This is a genomic window from Burkholderia aenigmatica (assembly GCF_902499175.1).
GTDB classification, from domain to species: Bacteria; Pseudomonadota; Gammaproteobacteria; order Burkholderiales; family Burkholderiaceae; genus Burkholderia; species Burkholderia aenigmatica.
Genome location: NZ_CABVQC010000022.1, coordinates 1 through 15,899, shown reverse-complemented (window position 1 = coordinate 15,899; position 15,899 = coordinate 1). Strand labels below are relative to the sequence as shown.

At 65.3% G+C, this 15,899-nt stretch carries 12 protein-coding genes; 5 read left to right on the top strand and 7 right to left on the bottom strand.

The features are described 5' to 3' along the window. Window positions 1–178 precede the first annotated feature (178 nt). Window positions 179–382, top strand: coding sequence for a hypothetical protein (locus tag BDO18943_RS17425; protein ID WP_043180709.1), 204 nt, complete (start codon window positions 179–181; stop codon window positions 380–382). 42 nt (window positions 383–424) lie between these two features. Continuing rightward, window positions 425–2,539 carry a phosphocholine-specific phospholipase C gene (locus BDO18943_RS17420; protein ID WP_175023367.1) on the top strand — a complete coding sequence of 705 codons (2,115 nt, stop codon included), beginning with the start codon at window positions 425–427 and terminating at the stop codon, window positions 2,537–2,539. A 172-nt stretch (window positions 2,540–2,711) separates the two neighbouring features. On the opposite strand, the gene BDO18943_RS17415 is transcribed toward BDO18943_RS17420, so the two are convergent. Then, window positions 2,712–3,410, bottom strand: coding sequence for a methyltransferase domain-containing protein (locus BDO18943_RS17415; RefSeq protein ID WP_175023366.1), 699 nt, complete (start codon window positions 3,408–3,410; stop codon window positions 2,712–2,714). Window positions 3,411–3,520: 110 nt separating this feature from the next. Beyond that, window positions 3,521–4,843, bottom strand: coding sequence for a glycosyltransferase family protein (locus BDO18943_RS17410; protein ID WP_175023365.1), 1,323 nt, complete (start codon window positions 4,841–4,843; stop codon window positions 3,521–3,523). A 434-nt stretch (window positions 4,844–5,277) separates the two neighbouring features. Between BDO18943_RS17410 and BDO18943_RS17405 the strand changes: the two genes are divergently transcribed. The 3 genes from BDO18943_RS17405 to BDO18943_RS17395 all read left to right on the top strand — a co-directional run bounded on the left by BDO18943_RS17405 (window position 5,278) and on the right by BDO18943_RS17395 (window position 8,522). Then, the gene (locus BDO18943_RS17405) at window positions 5,278–6,423 is read left to right on the top strand and encodes a DUF2827 domain-containing protein (RefSeq protein WP_175023364.1); all 1,146 of its coding nucleotides are present in this window, start codon (window positions 5,278–5,280) and stop codon (window positions 6,421–6,423) included. 786 nt (window positions 6,424–7,209) lie between these two features. After that, entirely contained in the window at window positions 7,210–8,013 is an 804-nt protein-coding gene (locus BDO18943_RS17400) for an EAL domain-containing protein (protein WP_175023428.1), read from the top strand. Between the two features lie 92 nt (window positions 8,014–8,105). Continuing rightward, window positions 8,106–8,522: a hypothetical protein gene (locus tag BDO18943_RS17395; RefSeq protein ID WP_175023363.1), complete on the top strand. Its 417-nt coding sequence runs from the start codon at window positions 8,106–8,108 to the stop codon at window positions 8,520–8,522. A gap of 325 nt (window positions 8,523–8,847) precedes the next feature. Here the strand turns inward: BDO18943_RS17395 and BDO18943_RS17390 are convergent, their stop codons facing one another. The 5 genes from BDO18943_RS17390 to BDO18943_RS17370 all read right to left on the bottom strand — a co-directional run. Continuing rightward, window positions 8,848–9,984 (bottom strand): DUF2827 family protein, encoded by a 1,137-nt coding sequence (locus BDO18943_RS17390; protein ID WP_089451913.1) that lies wholly within the window; start codon window positions 9,982–9,984, stop codon window positions 8,848–8,850. 159 nt (window positions 9,985–10,143) lie between these two features. Next, window positions 10,144–11,298: a DUF2827 domain-containing protein gene (locus BDO18943_RS17385; RefSeq protein ID WP_175023362.1), complete on the bottom strand. Its 1,155-nt coding sequence runs from the start codon at window positions 11,296–11,298 to the stop codon at window positions 10,144–10,146. Window positions 11,299–11,312: 14 nt separating this feature from the next. Then, complete coding sequence (locus tag BDO18943_RS17380; RefSeq protein ID WP_175023361.1) at window positions 11,313–12,458, bottom strand: DUF2827 domain-containing protein; 1,146 nt, start codon at window positions 12,456–12,458, stop codon at window positions 11,313–11,315. A gap of 389 nt (window positions 12,459–12,847) precedes the next feature. Beyond that, window positions 12,848–13,510, bottom strand: coding sequence for an OmpA family protein (locus BDO18943_RS17375; RefSeq protein ID WP_043180690.1), 663 nt, complete (start codon window positions 13,508–13,510; stop codon window positions 12,848–12,850). 124 nt (window positions 13,511–13,634) lie between these two features. Beyond that, window positions 13,635–15,899: YadA family autotransporter adhesin (locus BDO18943_RS17370; RefSeq protein ID WP_175023360.1), on the bottom strand; the 2,265-nt coding region annotated here is incomplete at its 5' end.

Here is a 15,899-nt window from a genome sequence, read left to right as displayed (position 1 = left end):
TTCGATTGCATTACGTCTCTCGCTCCTTTTCCACCGCGACACGTGCCGCTACCTGTGTGCACGCAGCTCGCCTCCTTACGCGACACTGTCGTGTAACACGCTGAAATTAGCATCTCGCCGTCGACATGACAGGTGCGCTCCCGCACCTGTCATGTCATCACATCTACGGAGAGACGTTATGCGAAACTCGGCCCTGCGGCCTTTCGCGGTCGTTGGTCTGATCGCGCTGACAGCACTCCTCGGTGCCTGCAACGACGACGTGACGGCACCCGCCGCCCCCGTCGCGCAGCAGAAGGCCGCCTGCGGCGGCGGCGTGGTCGCCACCGCGCAGATGCACTGCCCGCCCGGATTCACCGCGCCTGCTTCCTCGCCCGCTTCCTGATCCCGGCTGTTTCCACCAGAAATCCAATCAAGAGCAACCAGCATGGCCACCCATTCGCGACGCGATTTTCTGAAGTTCTCCGCCGGCCTTGCCGGCGCGACCGCCGCCTCCGCACTGCTTCCCGAGTCGATCCGCAAGGCGCTGGCGATCGAGCCGAATTCCGTGACGGGCACGATCCAGGATGTGCAGCACATCGTCGTGTTCATGCAGGAGAACCGCTCGTTCGACCACTACCTCGGTCACCTGAGCGGCGTGCGCGGTTACAACGACCGCTTCCCGGTCACGCTGCCGAACGGCAAGCCGGTGTGGTTCCAGCCGCGTCAGGAAGACAAGACGAGCGTGATCGCGCCGTTCCGCTACGACACGACCAACCCGGGCGTCAACGCGCAGTGCATCGGCGGCTTGCCGCATACGTGGGCGACGACGCACGGTGCGATCGACAACGGTCGCGCGGATCAATGGGCGGTGCAGAAGTCGAACATGACGATGGGCTACCACGTCCGCGACGACATCCCGTTCCACTACGCGCTCGCGGATGCGTTCACGGTGTGCGACAACTACTTCTGCTCGATCCCGGGCAACACGCACCCGAACCGCATGTACCTGATGACGGGCATGGTCGACCCGCTCGGCACGGGCGGCGGCCCGCTGCTCGACAACACCGACTACATCGACAACCAGTTCGACAAGATCCAGTTGCCGCCCTTCAGCTGGACGACGTATCCGGAGCGCCTCGAGAAAGCGGGCATCTCGTGGCAGATCTACCAGCAGGGCACCGGGTTCGACAACTTCACCGGCAACTACGGCACGAACATGCTGGCGTGCTTCAATAATTTCGTGAATGCGCCGGCCGGCTCGTCGCTGCAGACGCGCGGGATGAGCACGCGCGCGATCACGCAGCTGAAGGCCGACGTGCAGGCGAACGCGCTGCCGCAGGTATCGTGGCTGCTGCCGCCCGCCGCGTATTCGGAACATCCGAAGTTCACGCCGCTCTACGGCGCGTACTACCTGTCGACGATTCTCGATGCGCTGACGTCGAATCCGGACGTATGGAGCAAGACCGTCCTGCTCGTCATGTACGACGAGAACGACGGCTTCTTCGATCACGTCGTGCCGCCGTCGGCGCCGACGCTGCCGGGCTCCGGCATGAGCACCGTGGATGTGTCGCTCGAGCGGCACAACGTCGTGACCTCGACGCAGACGGGCACGTACACGGCCGACAACCTGCCGTACGGCCTCGGCCCGCGCGTGCCGATGTTCGTGGTGTCGCCGTGGTCGAAGGGCGGCTTCGTCTGCTCGCAGGTTTTCGATCACACGTCGGTGCTGCAATTCATCGAGAAGCGCTTCGGCGTGATGGAAACGAATATCTCGCCGTGGCGTCGCGCGATCTGCGGCGACCTGACGTCGGCGCTCGACTTCTCGAAATCGGATGCCACGCTGCCGACCCTGCCGAGCACGCAGGCGTATGTCGCGCAGGCGGACCTGCAGTGCTCGCGCGCGTCGTCGCAGACCGCGCCGGCCAGCACCGCGCAGCAGGTCGTGACGGCGCAGGAGCCCGGTACGCGGCCGGCGCGTGCGCTGCCGTACGAACTGCATGTGACCGGCCAGCTCCAGTCGCAGGGCTACGCGCTGACGTTTGCGAACACCGGCACGCAGGGCGCGCACTTCTGGGTCTACACGGGCGACCCGACCGCGATGCCGCGTCGCTATACGGTCGAAGCGGGCAAGCAGCTGACCGATACGTGGGCGCTCGACGCGAACGGCAACTATGTGGTGAGCGTGTGGGGGCCGAACGGCTATTTCCGGCGCTTCGCGGGATCGGCCGCCGCGGATGCCGGCGCGAAGCCTGAAATCACGCCGTGCTACGACACCGCCAACGGCGACGTGTACGTGACGATCGCCAATGCGGGCACCGGCACGCTCACGGTCACGGCGACCGATGTCGCGTACGGCGGGGCAGCGCGCACGCTGACGGTTCCGGCGGGGCAGCGCGTCGAAGCGCACTGGGACCTGTCGTGCAGCAGCCACTGGTACGACCTGCAGTTCGTGGTGGCGGGGAACGCGGGCTGGACGCGCCGCATCGCGGGGCACGTCGAAACCGGCAAGGCCAGCGTCACCGACCCGGCTGCGGTCGCGCCGACGATTGCGGCGATCTGACTGCCCCTTCGCGCGTGCCGGCCGCTTGCCGGCACGCGAGGCGGGCATGAAGGCGCCCGGCTTCCGACGCCGCGAGCGTTTCGTCAATCGTGAAAAAGGCGCCGTGAGGCGCCTTTTTCATTCATCGGGCAAGCAAGACGCAGTGATTCCGGACTGAATCGCGGTCGCGCAATCAAATCGGGCGAAATATTGCATATTGGTCGCCATCGAGTTTTTCCATGTACCGGTAATCATGGAGCGTCAGGTTGACCGGCTGGAGGAATTTTTCATCGGCGGCCTCCTGTTCGTTGTTGGCGCGCGTGTTGAACAGATTCGACGCGTTTGCGGCGTTCACCAGGGAATCAAGACCCTTCGCGTTCCAGTCGAGGTGCCCTCTGAGCAAATAGAAGTGCATGATCCCGCATTGCTGATGCGCCCAGAAATCGTGCCACATGAACGAATCGGGCCGCCACACGGAGTTGTGGCTCTCGAAATACGAGGCCCCGCTCATCGGCATGCACTCGGGGGTCGAGATGAGGATGTATCGCGATCGATAGTTCAGAAACTCCAGTAAATCGCGACCGTGCGAGTGACGCATGTGTTCGATGACATCGCCCAGGATGACCGTATCGTACGAGTCGCCGGATCGTTCATAAAGCGTGTCGCTGACGCCGGAGATGATGTCGTCGTAGCCGTTCTCGATCAGGAACGGATGCGTCTCCTCATCGCATTCCAGCGCCGTGAAGTGACAATCCGGCACGACCTTTTTGAGCAAGCGCCCGTATTTCCCGCCGCCGGCCCCGATGTCCAGAATCTTGTTCGGGTTGATTGACTTGACCAGGTGCTGAGTGAGCTGATCGAAGGTCGGCCATGAATATCCGATCTGTTCCAAGCTGATCTCCCGTTAAAGCTGGTTTGAGAAATGAATCGCAGTCGTGTAACGGATCGCACTGCCGGACGGAACCCACGTCCAGTCCGCGTTAGCCGCGCCGGTCGAGGGCGCTAGCGCAGCAGCCCGTCGTCGTGCGCCATCATCAGCGCCCGCATCGCGGACCACATCCCGTAGTAATGCACGATATAGCTGTCCGGGCGGCGAAACAGCCAGGGCGTGTTGACGCGGACGAGATCGGCCACACCTTCGCCTTCCAATTGCCCGTCGCGCTCCATCGCGCGAATGAATTGCACCTGATCGCCGTCGCTCGCATAGACGCTCGACCGGTCGTGCAGCGCGGCGATCGTCGTCATCATGTCGCGCAGCATCGCATCGTTGCGCGCGGTGCGCCGGAACGCCATCACCCCCGAGTTGAACGCCCACTGGCCGATGTCGTGCGCGAGCAGCCAGTCGCGTCCTTCGAGCAGCGGCTCCAGCGCTTGCTGCTGGTCCGCGATCAGCACGTCGGCGTCGAGCCACACGACCCATTCGTGGTGCTGCAGGTACGCATGGAGCAGCCACGGCTTGAACCAGTTGCCGGTCGCGTTCAGGCCGATTTCGGCGGGAATGTCGCGATGCACGTAGAGCGTGTAGCCGTGTGCGTCGCAGTAGCGCCGGAAATTCCGTTCGGCGATGCGTGCATAGCTGCCGATGTTCGGCGTGTAGAGCATCATCAACGCGATCGGGCGGCCCGGATTGAAGGTGCTGCGCTCGGCGGCTTCGTCCGGGGTGTCGGCGGCGTCGTGATCGAACGAGAACAGCGGCCGGCCGGCGGCGCGGCATCGATTGACGTACGCCACGAGCGTGTCGCGGAACCGGGCCGTCGTGCCTTTCCGTTCGGGATCGTGCGGCGTGTCGTCGATGCTGATCGCGAACGTCGGTTCGCGGCTCCACATCGGATCGAGGTCGGGGCTGGTCGGCATGACCGGATACAGCCCGTCGATCGGCGTCATATAGCGATGCGTGTCGAGCTCCGCGAACAACGCGGCTTCCGAGGTCAGCCGCGGTTCGCCGCCGAGCCTGCAGCGCTGCACGAGCCGCATCACGATCGCCCGAACGGCCGCCGTATTGCGCCAGATCTGCACGTCGACCTGCGGCAGCGGGGACGCGAACGCGTCGACGAACAGCATGTCGCGGCCGCTCATCAGGCGATCGAGCGCGACGGGCTCGATGATCGCCGCGTCTTCGCTGAGCAGCAGCACGAGTTCGTCGGGCTGCGCGCGGCGCAGCACATGGAGCAGCGATTCGTAACGGTAGAGCGGGCGCAACGGCAGCGCCTGCGGCATCGCGGACGCATCGACGAACGCGTGGCGATAGCCTTGCGCGTGCGCGTACTGCCGGTGATTTTCGAGGCTGGCGGGTGCGTCGTGACTGAAGTGGCTGAGGACGATCATCGCGCGCTCCGAAGGCCGCGCAGCGGATGACGGCGGGCGCCGGACGCGGTGTGGTTCCGCGCGGCATCGCGGCCCGGCACGCATGCCTGCGCGTGCCGCCCCTGTTCATGATGGATTGCCCGGAAGACTTGCGCGGCGTCGCGTTCCATTCTGTCAGCCATTGTTTCAGCAGCGTTGCTGCAAGGTCGTTTTCTGCCCGCCCGGGATGCCGATACCGCCCGGCAACCCGGTAGTGCGGCCGGTCGCCGGAGTATCGCACAACCGTCTCGCGGATTTGCGTGCGCCGGCCGCGGGCTGACCATCCCTGACAGTATGCGGCCGGCGCTCCGCTAGAATGCCGGGTTGCCGCCGGCGTGCACCGCTTGACGCGGGCGGCGTTTCGCGCGCTACACTGCGTCCATTCCATCCCCATCCAACCTTCCATCCCGCCGACGATGACGTCTCCTGTCCTGAACGGCCTGCGCATCGGTATCACGATCGGACTGCGTGCCCCTGACGAAAGCCTGTGGATCAACGGCATCAAGCAGAACGCGCTGTTTCTCGCGAAGCTGCTGATGGCATCGCCGCACGGTTACCGCGTGACGCTGGTCAACACCACCGACGTGCCGCTCACCGATGCGCTGCCGTGGGATCGCAGTGTGTACGACACGCGCGCGTTCGCCGACGTGAAGGATGCGCTCGACGTGGTGATCGAGCTCGGCGGGCAGATCGACGGCGAGCAGACGGCCTACCTGAAGTCGCGCGGCGCGAAGCTCGTCAGCTACTGCTGCGGCGTCGAGTACATCAATGCGATGGAGTCGATGCTGTTCGGTCGCCGGCTGTGGGATTCGCTGTTCATCAACCGCGGTTATGACGAGGTGTGGGCGATTCCGCAGATCGCGCCGTCGTCGCTGCCGTTCCTGCAGTCGCTGCGCCGCTGCCCGGGGCGCGTCGTGCCGTTCGTGTGGGATCCGATGTTCCTGAGCGCGCGCGCGCAGTCGCTGCCCGAGCGCGGCGAATACCGGCCGCGGCGCAGCGAGCCCGGCAAGCGGCTGACGGTGATGGAGCCGAACCACAACGTCGTGAAGTTCTGCGTGTATCCGATGCTGATCATCGACGAAGCGTATCGCCGCGATCCCGACGCGATCTGCTTCACGCACGTGACGAACGCCGACCGCCTCGCGCACGACAGCCCCGAGTTCGTGATGCTGATGAACTACCTGGACATCGTGCGCGCGGGCAAGGCGAGCTTCGTCGGGCGCTTCGATACGCCGCTGTTCCTGGCCGACCTGACCGATATCGTCGTGTCGCATCAGTGGTCGAACCCGCTTAACTATTTCTATTTCGATGTGTGCTGGCAGGGTTATCCGCTCGTGCACAACGCGAGCCTCGCGCCCGATCTCGGCTACTACTATGCGGACAACGACGTGCAGCAGGGCGCCGATGCGCTGCTGCGTGCGCTGCATACGCACGATGACGATTGGGAAGCGTACACGCGGCGCCAACGCGAGATCCTCGGCCGCTATACGTCGGCGAATCCGGCACTCGTCGCCGAATACGACGCGCTACTCGCGAACCTGATCGGCGCATCGGCCGCATAAGGCCCGATTTTTGGCGCGGCGCACACTGTTGCGCCGCGGCCCGCCATCGGGATTGTCCCGCCCTAATGTCTGACGAAATAATGCCGTTAAAAAAGAAACCGCCGAACCCGATCGGTTCGACGGTTTTTGAAGGCACGAATTTGACGGCTCCGAGGGAAGTCCGTCAGAAATCATTTTAGAGGTTAACAAGTCTTTAAGATTGTTAAAAATGTTTCGATCGATAATCATCATATGATTTAAATTGATATTATTGATTCATGGCGGATCGATTCAGTTTAGAAATTTAATAATCCGTTTGAAACGGGAAAATTGAATGCTGCGATGATCGAATGACGAGCGGCGGCCGATTTTCGGCGCTGGGCAGGCCGTGCGGCTAGCCGTCACGGTGGGCTTGGCAGCGCGCGAGGGCGGTGTGTCCCGGGCCGGTATTTATCGGATTAATTGGAAATTTCCTGATTTGCGGGGCATGCAAATCGCGGGAGAATCGATTCGGGCAAGGTTGTTTAGATCGGGAAAATAAACGGCATCGGGATCGGGGTTCGGTAATTCGCGTTAGTGTGATCTGTCGCACAGTCGGGATCCCGCGGGCATGGTGTATTTCCAGTAACTGAATATCGTTGAAAATATCGAATTTGACGGCGCGCCGAAGCGAAAAGTACGCTCCCGGAAAAGATCGACATAACAGGATGGGCCGGGTAGGCGGCGGAGCGCGTCATGATCGGCTTGCTTCGCATGTTTCTTGAGGTCGAGCCGCTCGCGGCGGCTCGCCATTTGCCGGAGCGCCGGATGAATGCGGTCGAAGCTCGCCTGGTGGCGAATCGGGAAGCGAATCGTGACGAAATCGATCTCGTCTTCGGTGCTCCCGACGATCATTCCGACCTCGCGTCGGTACGCAGTTTCGTGGAAAGCCGGCTCGGGTTCGCGCGAGAGCCCGTGTGCCGGGCCGACCTGTCGGGTGGTGTGCTGTATCAGGAATGCCTGGCGCGATTGCGGTGGGGCGAGCGCGAGGCGCTGCCGCCGATCGCGTTCCTGCCGCGCCTCGAGGCGCTCGGGCTGATGCGGTGGTTCGACCGGCTCGTGGTCGGCCGGACGATCGACGCGCTGCGCGCCGATCCGGCTGCCGTCTACGGTTGCAATGTGGCGGCAGCGAGCGCGGTTGTCGACGACGCGTGGCTGGCCATCTTCAAGCGGCTCGAGCGCGAGCCGTCGGTCGCGGCGCGGCTGGTGGTCGAGATCACGGAGACGGGGCCGCTGAATCCCGTCGCGGGCCGTTCGTTCGTGAACCGCTTCCGGCAGACCGGGTGCCGTATCGCGATCGACGATTTCGGGGTCGGTTTCAGTGCATTGAACAACCTGGTGGTCGGCAATCCCGACATCGTGAAGCTCGACCGGTCGATCCTGTCGATGATCAAGCGCAACGCGATCGGGCGCTACCAGTTCCGCAGGCTGATCGCGTTCGCGCATGAAGGCGCGCGGCACGTCGTCGTCGAAGGCGTGGAGAGCGAGGTCGACCGGCAGATCATCGTGGATGCCGGCGTCGCCTGGGCGCAGGGCATCCGGTTTTCATGGCGGTCGCCTGCCGCCGCGTGACGGCGCGGGAACGGGCGGGGTGGCGTGCATGATGCATGCCGGTGTCGAGATGGCCGGCGTGTCGCCGGGACGAATCGCAAAGGGGCGTGGGCATGGCGGGGACGAAGGCCGGAGGCGGAACGGGCACGCAGGCGGCCGATGCGCGCGACCTCGTCGCGATCGCCGAGCTGGCCGACATGCTGTGGCAACTGGGCGCCGAAGCGACCGATGTGCCGATCGACGTCGCGCCGTATCTCGACGGCCTGAAGGCCATTGCGCGTCGCATTCAGCGCATGAAGCCGCTCGACGCCGGTGGCCGCGAACTGGCGGCGCGGCACTATTACGCGGGCGTCATCGCGGGCGCGTGCGGTGAAGAGTCGGCGATCGCGCGTGGCGTAGCCGACAGCCTCGTCAAGCAATCCGGCGGCGCCGGCCGGCCGGCGGCACATTGCTTCGCCGTACTCGCGCGGACGGGGCGGCGGCACGGCCGTGTGTTTGCCGCGCAGAGCGGCGATCGGGTGCTGGTCTAGCGCCTGTTCACGCCGGTTACGGGCGCTGGCACGGTGCGATGGGCGCGGCCCGCGTCGGCATCGTTTGCGCATAGCGGCCCGGACTTCCGGCCAATCGATCGATCCTTCCCGAATCCACTGAGCACGCGCGCCACCGTGTGGCCCGTGCCGTCAATCACCCGCAGGATCCTGTCGAGCTCGTCCTGGATGGATGGCCGGCCGGTCTTGACCGGCGCCTCGGCCGGCAATGCACAGTGCGGGTTGATGACGAACGACCGTGGATCGACTCGATCGCGACGAAATCGCGGACGGCCTGATGCGTGGGCGGTCGCGTGGACGAAGGCGGTCAGCCGAGCGCGCGGCCGGCGAACAGCCGCTGGATCTGCTCGGAATACGCGCGGACGTTGTGCTCGGCGAGCGTGTCGACCTGGTGCAGGCAACGGCGAGCCGCCGCCGCGTAGTCGTCGAGCCGCGCGTCGTGGGTCTGCGCGGCGGTCGCGATCGCGCGCGCCGCATCGAAGATTTCGAAGTCCGGATAGTAGTAGCCGACGTCGCGCAGGAACGGCGAGTTGTGCACGAGCGGGTAGTTGCCGTACAGCGCGTCGTACAGCAGGTAGTTGAGGCCGTTTTCCCAATGATGGGACACGACGATGTCGGTGTGATGCGCGGCCCACGCGACGAACGGCGCACGCACGTCGGCGGTCGCCTTGCCGTCGCGCACCATTTCGAGCCCGAGCGCGAGATGCTTGAAGGCGACGTTTTCCTTCTTGTCGAACGTGTTGGTCATGTACACGTGTTCGACGAGCTCCGGGTGCTCGACATAGCACGCGTTCGCGGCGAGCATCGGCACGATCGAACTCTTCACGACGTTCAGGTTCGGCTCGAAGAACGCAATGCGTTTCGCGGTGCCGTGGTTGCGATAGCCGAAGCGCGCTTTCAGTTCAGGATCGGCGTCGAGGCTGCGCTCGATGAAATACGGCGACCAGATGTGCGGCAGCTCGATCACCGGCGCGCGATAGACGGCCTGGAAGTAGGCCGCGCACGTGTGCATGTGCTGCGGGTTGGTCCAGATTTCGTCGAACTGCACGCGGTGCGGGTTCGGCCGCCAGTCGTTCTTCTCGAAGTTGATCGTCTCGACGGCGATCACGTAGTCGTTGCCGAAGCGGTACGACACGCACTTGCCGCCGCGCTGGCGCACGACGTCCGTGTGGGTCGGATCGATGAACGCATTCATCTCGATCAGCAGGTCGGTCTGGTGGACGACGGCCGACAGCGGGCGCAGCGCGTCGCCGAACGCGTCCATCATCAGCGCCTGCGGATACTCGGTGATGCCGTTGTCGTGCGTGAGCCAGACCTCGCCGATCAGCGGCGACTGCTTCAGCAGCATGTACAGGTACACGCAGTGCTGGTTCGCGCCGTTGTACCAGATCGACTGCGTCGCATCGCGCTGCACGTTCATCGTTATCGCGACATTGAGTTTCATCAGTTGCTCCGTGGTGCGGACGATGCGCGGATGACGACGTGCCGATGGATTGCGCATGCGCGCCGATCGCGATCGGCGCGACGGCGCAGCCGATCAGCCATGTCGCGCGAGCGAGGGGCAGGCGTTCGGTTGTGTCGGCGTTCGCAAAGGGCGGCCGCGTCAGGCGTCGCGATAGAGGGTGGCGATCGCATCCGTATAAGCGGCGACGTTCTCGGGGTTGTAGATGCTGACCGAGCTGAGCACATGCCTCGATTGCTCGCGGTATGCTTCGAGGTTCGCGTCGTGTTCGGCGAACGCCTGCAGCAGCGCGCGGCCGCCGGCTTGGCAGTCGAAGTCCGGATAGAAATACCCGGCCTTGCCGAGGAACGGCGAGTTGTGGATCAGCGGGTAGTCGCCGTACAGCAGCTCGTAGTACAGGTAGTTCTGCGCGTTTTCCCACGTGTGCGACACCACCGCATCGCCGTACGCGGCCATGAATTCGTACACCGCGTAGCGGCTCTCGAACGTCGTGATCCCGTGGTTCACGATGTCGAGGCTCTTCGCGAAGTGAACGAACGTCGCATGTTCCTTCAGGTGCAGCGTGTTGCACACGCGCACGAACTCGAGGAAATCAGGCTTGGCGCGATACGCTTCCTCGGTCACGAGCATCGGGATGACGCTGGTCTTCACCATGCAGATGTTCGGCTCGAACATCGTCACGCGCCAGCGCGGCTTGCCGGGCTCATAGCCGAACGACAGCCCGGCGCCGAGTGTCGCGCGCGCCTTGTCGAACAGCATCGGGTGCCAGATGTGCGGGACGATCGTGACGGGCGCGCGCAAGCCCGTCTGGTAATAGTGCAGGCACGAGCGCTCGAACTCGGGAATCGTCCACACCGCATCGTATGGCGCGCCCGAGAACAGGAAGCCCGACGGCTTGTCGAACATCGCGCGTTCGATGTCGATCACGTAGTCGTTGCCGACCCGCATCGTGACGACCTTGCCGCCGCGCTCGCGGAACGCGCGCAGGTAGTCCGCGCCGAACTGCGCACTCATTTCGATCAGCACGTCGCAGCGCTGCAGCGCTTCGTCCATCGACAGCAGCGGCACGTCCCATTCGCCGAGCATCATCTGCGGATCGGCGATCTGTTCGCCGCCGTTCACCATCACCGCTTCCGCGACGAGCGGCGACTGGCGCAGCAGCAGGATCAGCAGCAGGCAGTTCTGGAAGATGCCGTTTTCCCACAGCGACTGGCCGGCGCCGCGCACGAACAGCGACACGCCGACGACGAGACGCTTGCCCTCGCCGGGCGCTTGACGGGCATTGGAGTCCGACATGCGTATTCTCCGGTTCAGGCGACCAGACGCGAGACGAACGCGTCGAGGTTCGCGGGGTTGTCGATCGAGACCGACTGCAGCAGCCGGCCGGCCTTCGCACGGTACTCGTCGAGGCGTTCGTCGTGATGCAGCCACGCATCGAGCAGCGCACGGCCGCCCGCGGCGGCATCGAAGTCCGGGTAGTAATAGCCGGCGTCGCCGATCAGCGTCGAGTTGTGGATCAGCGGATAGCCGCCGTACAGCACGTCGTAATACAGATAGTTCTGCCCGTTTTCCCAGTGGTGCGACACGACAGCATCCGCATGGCGCGCCATGAAGCCCGGCAGGTCGAGGCGCGGCTCGAAGGTGGCCTTGTGCTGGCGCACGAGATCGAGGCTGTTTGCGAAGTGCACGAAGGTCGGATGCTCCTTCATGTGCAACGCGTTCACGACGAACATGTGTTGAACCGCGTCCGGACGCGCACGGTAGAGCTCATCGCACGCAAGCATCGGGTAGTGACAGGACTTCGCGACCGAGATGTTCGGTTCGAGCATGGCCAGTTGCCACGGGCGGCGGCCCGGCCGATAGCCGAACGTCGCGCCTTCCGCGGCGAGCGCGGCGATGCGGCGCTCGAGGAAGTACGGCGACCAGATGTGCGGCATCAGGTGGACCGGCGCACGCAGGATGGTCTGCAGCATCGGCGCGGCGGTCTTGTCGTATTGCGGCAGCAGCCATACTTCGTCGAACGGCGCGCCGTTGAAAACGTGTCCCGACGGTTTGCCGAAGATCGGGGTTTCGCACAGGCCGGCGTACACGTGCCCGCAGAAGAACGCGGCGATTTTCTTGCCGAGCGCCTTCATGTGCCTGAGCCATTCGACCGGCAACTGCGCGCCCATTTCGATCACGACGTCGAGTTCGTGCGTGACGTCGGTGGGCTTGACGAGCGGGATGTCGAGGCCGTCGAGTTCGAGGCCGGCCGGCAGTGCGTTGGCGTCGCCGCCATTCAGGAAGTAGACGGGGCCGACGCGATCCGAGCGCTTGAGCATCATCGCGAGGAACGCGATGTTCTGGTGTATGCCGTTTTCCCAGATCGCCTGGCCGTCGCGCGCAAACAGCGAGATGCCGACGGCCGGCCGTTGCTTGCGAGTGCCGCCCGAGGCGGCTTCATTGATGTCCGTCACCGGTTGGTTTCCTCTGCGGCGTCGTGCGTCCGGGCGTGGCGTCGAGCGCCGGGCCGGGAAGCGGCGCGCCGTGGATTGTCATGATTGGATTCGCGCCGGTGCGCCGCAGCAGGCGAATCGTGTGACGTGGATCGCGGGGGCGGCAGCCGGATTCCGGCGTGTCGTCGGGCACGCCTGGCACGGCGCGCGATTCGGGCAGGCTGCCCCGGCGACTGTCTGCGGCGATTGTGGCATGGAAACCGCCGGTTTGTGGAGGGACATGACGAACTTTGACATAGCCGCCGGCCCACGGGAGCGGGACGCCGGCGAAGCGGCGCCCGGGTGGTCCGGCGGTGGTCGGGTGCCGGTCCGGCGCGGCGCTGGCGGCCTGCCGGAGCGGGGCGCCGCGCTCAGTGCTGCAGGCGGATTTCGACGCGGCGGTTGCTGGCGCGGCCTTCCGGCGTCGCGTTGGACGCCACCGGATCGGCCTTGCCGCGGCCCGAGACCGTCAGCGAGTCGGTCTTCAGGCCGTGCGCCTTCAGGTATGCCGCGACGGATTCGGCGCGGCGCTTCGACAGCGCGAGGTTGTAGTCGTCGCTGCCCACCGAATCCGTAAAGCCGGTGACGCTCACCTGCGAGTACGTGTGGTCTGCGCGCTCGCTCAGCAAACGGTCGAGCGATTCGCGCGCGGTCGGGGCGAGCGTCGCGTGGTCGGTCGCGAACAGCGCGTCGCCCGACAGGTTCACCTGTTCGACGACGGCAGCCGCCGGCGTGGCGGCGGACGCCGCTTCGGCCGGCGCGGCGCCGCACTGGAACACGAGCGTCGCGGGATCGGATTTGTCGCGCAGCGCGCGGGCCGAGTCGAGGGCGCGCACGGGTTCTTCGCCGCAAATCTTGCGGGCGGCCTTCATGCAGGTCTGCGGGCCCGACAGCAGGCCGTGGCAGTCCACCTGGAAGGTGCGCACGCCGTCGCGCGGCTGCAGTTCGGAGGCGCTGAAGGTCGGGCCGGATGCGGTCGAGCACGCGGCGAGGGCCGTTGCGGAAAGCGCGAGCGCAAGAGCGAGTTTGTTCACGGTTACATCCTCAATGCTTGGGTTGACTGAAGCCCGCCACGGCTTGCGCGGCGGGCTCGTCTGGCCGTCGGGGCCGCCGCGGGCCGTCCGGCTGGCGAGCCGGGCGGCCTGGCGGCGCGACGCGTTACTTCCACTGGTACAGCATGCCGGCGCCGATCACCTTCTGACCGCCGCTGAAGCCGCCGTTGATCGACGCCTTCAGGTTCTCCGTGATGCGGGCCTGCATGTTGACCGCCATCGCCTTCTGGCCGAGGAAGGTCGACGTACCCACGCCCATCCCGAAGTTGGCGTCGCGATCGAGCTGCGGGATCGACGCCATCGCGCCGACGGCCGCGATACCCTGCTTCGCCATCTGGTCGGTCTGCTGCAGTTGCGAACCCAGCGAGTTGATTTGCGCCTGCTGGCCCGACAGTGCCGTCGACAGCGTCGTCTGCACCTGCGTCAGCTGGTTCACGTTCACCGCGTCGGTGCCTTGCGTACCCGGCGCGACGTTGATGACCTGGCGCTGCTGCGTGTCGCTACCGACCGACACCACGTTCGAGCGACCGCCGTCGTTCGAATTCGCGCCGATCGCCACCGAGTTCGAGCCGGCAGTGACCTTCGGCGCATCGCTGCCCGTGCCGTTCATGTCGGCCGCGACACCGTTGTTGTTAGCGGCGCGCGTCGTGTTGTTGTTGATCGTCGTCGACAGCGAGTTCAACGTGTTGTTGATGTTGGTCACGCCGGTCGACAGCGACGCCACGTTGCTGTTCGTCGTGCTCAGGCCGGTGGACAGCGAACCGATGCCGGTCGAGGTCGACGTCGACAGCGAGTTGACGTTGCTGTTCGTCGCGCTCAGGCCCGTCGACAACGAGTTGATCGCGGTCGAGGTCGACGTGGACAGCGACGACACCGAGCTGTTCGTGCTGCTCAGGCCGGTGGACAGCGAGTTGATGCCGGTCGACAGCGACGCGACGTTCGACACGGTCGAGGTCGACAGCGCGTTAATCGCGTTGTTCGTCGCGTTGAGCTGGCTGCCGTTGATCGCGTCCGTGCTGCTGGCCGAGATCCGGCCGGCGGCGACGCCGGTGATCTGGCGTTCCTGGTCCTTTCCACCGATGTTCAACACGCCAACCGGCGAGGTGCCCGCGAAGAAGTACGTGACACCGCCGATCGTGGCGCTCGACGTCGGGTTCGCGGCACTCGTGACCGAGTTCGCGCCGAGTGCGATCGAGTTGGCGACGTTGGCCTGTGCGTTCGTGCCGAAGGCGAGCGCATCGGCGGCCGTGGCCTTGGCAGCCGAGCCGTAGGCTTGTGCGCCGGTGGCGCTTGCCGTGGCATTGTTGCCCAGCGCGATCGTGTTGTCCGCGGTGGCCTGGTTCGAGCTGCCGAGTGCAAGCGCGCTGGCGCCGTTGGCCGTGTTCGCGTTGCCGAGCGCCACTGCGCCGTCGCCGGTCGCCGTGTCGTTCGCGCCCATCGCCACCGCGCCGGTACCCGTTGCGATGCTCGGGTCGCCGATCGCGACCGCGCCGTCGCCGCTTGCCGTGTTGCCGGAGCCGATCGACACGGCCTTGCCGCCCGTTGCCGATGCGTTCTGGCCGATCGCGACCGCGCCTGCCGACTGCGCGTTCGAGCCGTCGCCGACCGCGACGCTGCTGTTGCCTGCTGCGCTGGCGTTCACGCCGGCTGCGATGGCGTTGATGCCCGTCGCGCCCTTGTTGTCGTAGTTGCCTTGCTGCACGCCGTTGTCGTTGACGCTGTAGTAGTGCGTCTTCGCGTCATTGATCGCGGTCGAGGTCGAGGTCGACAGCGACGACACCGAGCTGTTCGTGCTGCTCAGGCCGGTGGACAGCGAGCCGATGCCGGTCGACGTCGACGTGGACAGCGACAGGATCGTGCTGTTCGTGCTGCTCAGGCCGGTGGACAACGAGTTGATGCCGGTCGAGGTCGAGGTCGACAGCGACCCGATCGAGCTGTTGGCCGACGAGAGGCCCGTCGAGGTCGAGGTCGACAGCGAGCTGATCGAGCTGTTGGCCGAGGACAGGCCCGTCGAGGTCGAAGTCGACAGCGACGACACCGAGCTGTTCGTGCTGCTCAGGCCGGTGGACAGCGAGTTGATGCCGGTCGAGGTCGAGGTCGACAGCGAGCCGATCGAGCTGTTCGCCGAGGACAGGCCCGTCGAGGTCGACGTGGACAGCGACGACACCGAGCTGTTCGTGCTGCTCAGGCCAGTGGACAGCGAGTTGATGCCGGTCGAGGTCGAAGTCGACAGCGACCCGATCGAGCTGTTGGCCGAGGAGAGGCCGGTCGACGTGGAGGTCGAGAGCGAACCAATCGAGCTGTTGGCCGACGACAGGCCGGTCGACGTGGAAGTCGACAGCGAACCGATCGAGCTGTTGGCCGACGAGAG

Coding starts and splice junctions, on each gene's coding strand:
- BDO18943_RS17425 (WP_043180709.1), top strand. CDS start 179: ATGCGAAACTCGGCCCTGCGGCCTTTCGCGGTCGTTGGTCTGATCGCG.
- BDO18943_RS17420 (WP_175023367.1), top strand. CDS start 425: ATGGCCACCCATTCGCGACGCGATTTTCTGAAGTTCTCCGCCGGCCTT.
- BDO18943_RS17410 (WP_175023365.1), bottom strand. CDS start 4,843: ATGATCGTCCTCAGCCACTTCAGTCACGACGCACCCGCCAGCCTCGAA.
- BDO18943_RS17405 (WP_175023364.1), top strand. CDS start 5,278: ATGACGTCTCCTGTCCTGAACGGCCTGCGCATCGGTATCACGATCGGA.
- BDO18943_RS17400 (WP_175023428.1), top strand. CDS start 7,210: ATGAATGCGGTCGAAGCTCGCCTGGTGGCGAATCGGGAAGCGAATCGT.
- BDO18943_RS17395 (WP_175023363.1), top strand. CDS start 8,106: ATGGCGGGGACGAAGGCCGGAGGCGGAACGGGCACGCAGGCGGCCGAT.
- BDO18943_RS17390 (WP_089451913.1), bottom strand. CDS start 9,984: ATGAAACTCAATGTCGCGATAACGATGAACGTGCAGCGCGATGCGACG.
- BDO18943_RS17385 (WP_175023362.1), bottom strand. CDS start 11,298: ATGTCGGACTCCAATGCCCGTCAAGCGCCCGGCGAGGGCAAGCGTCTC.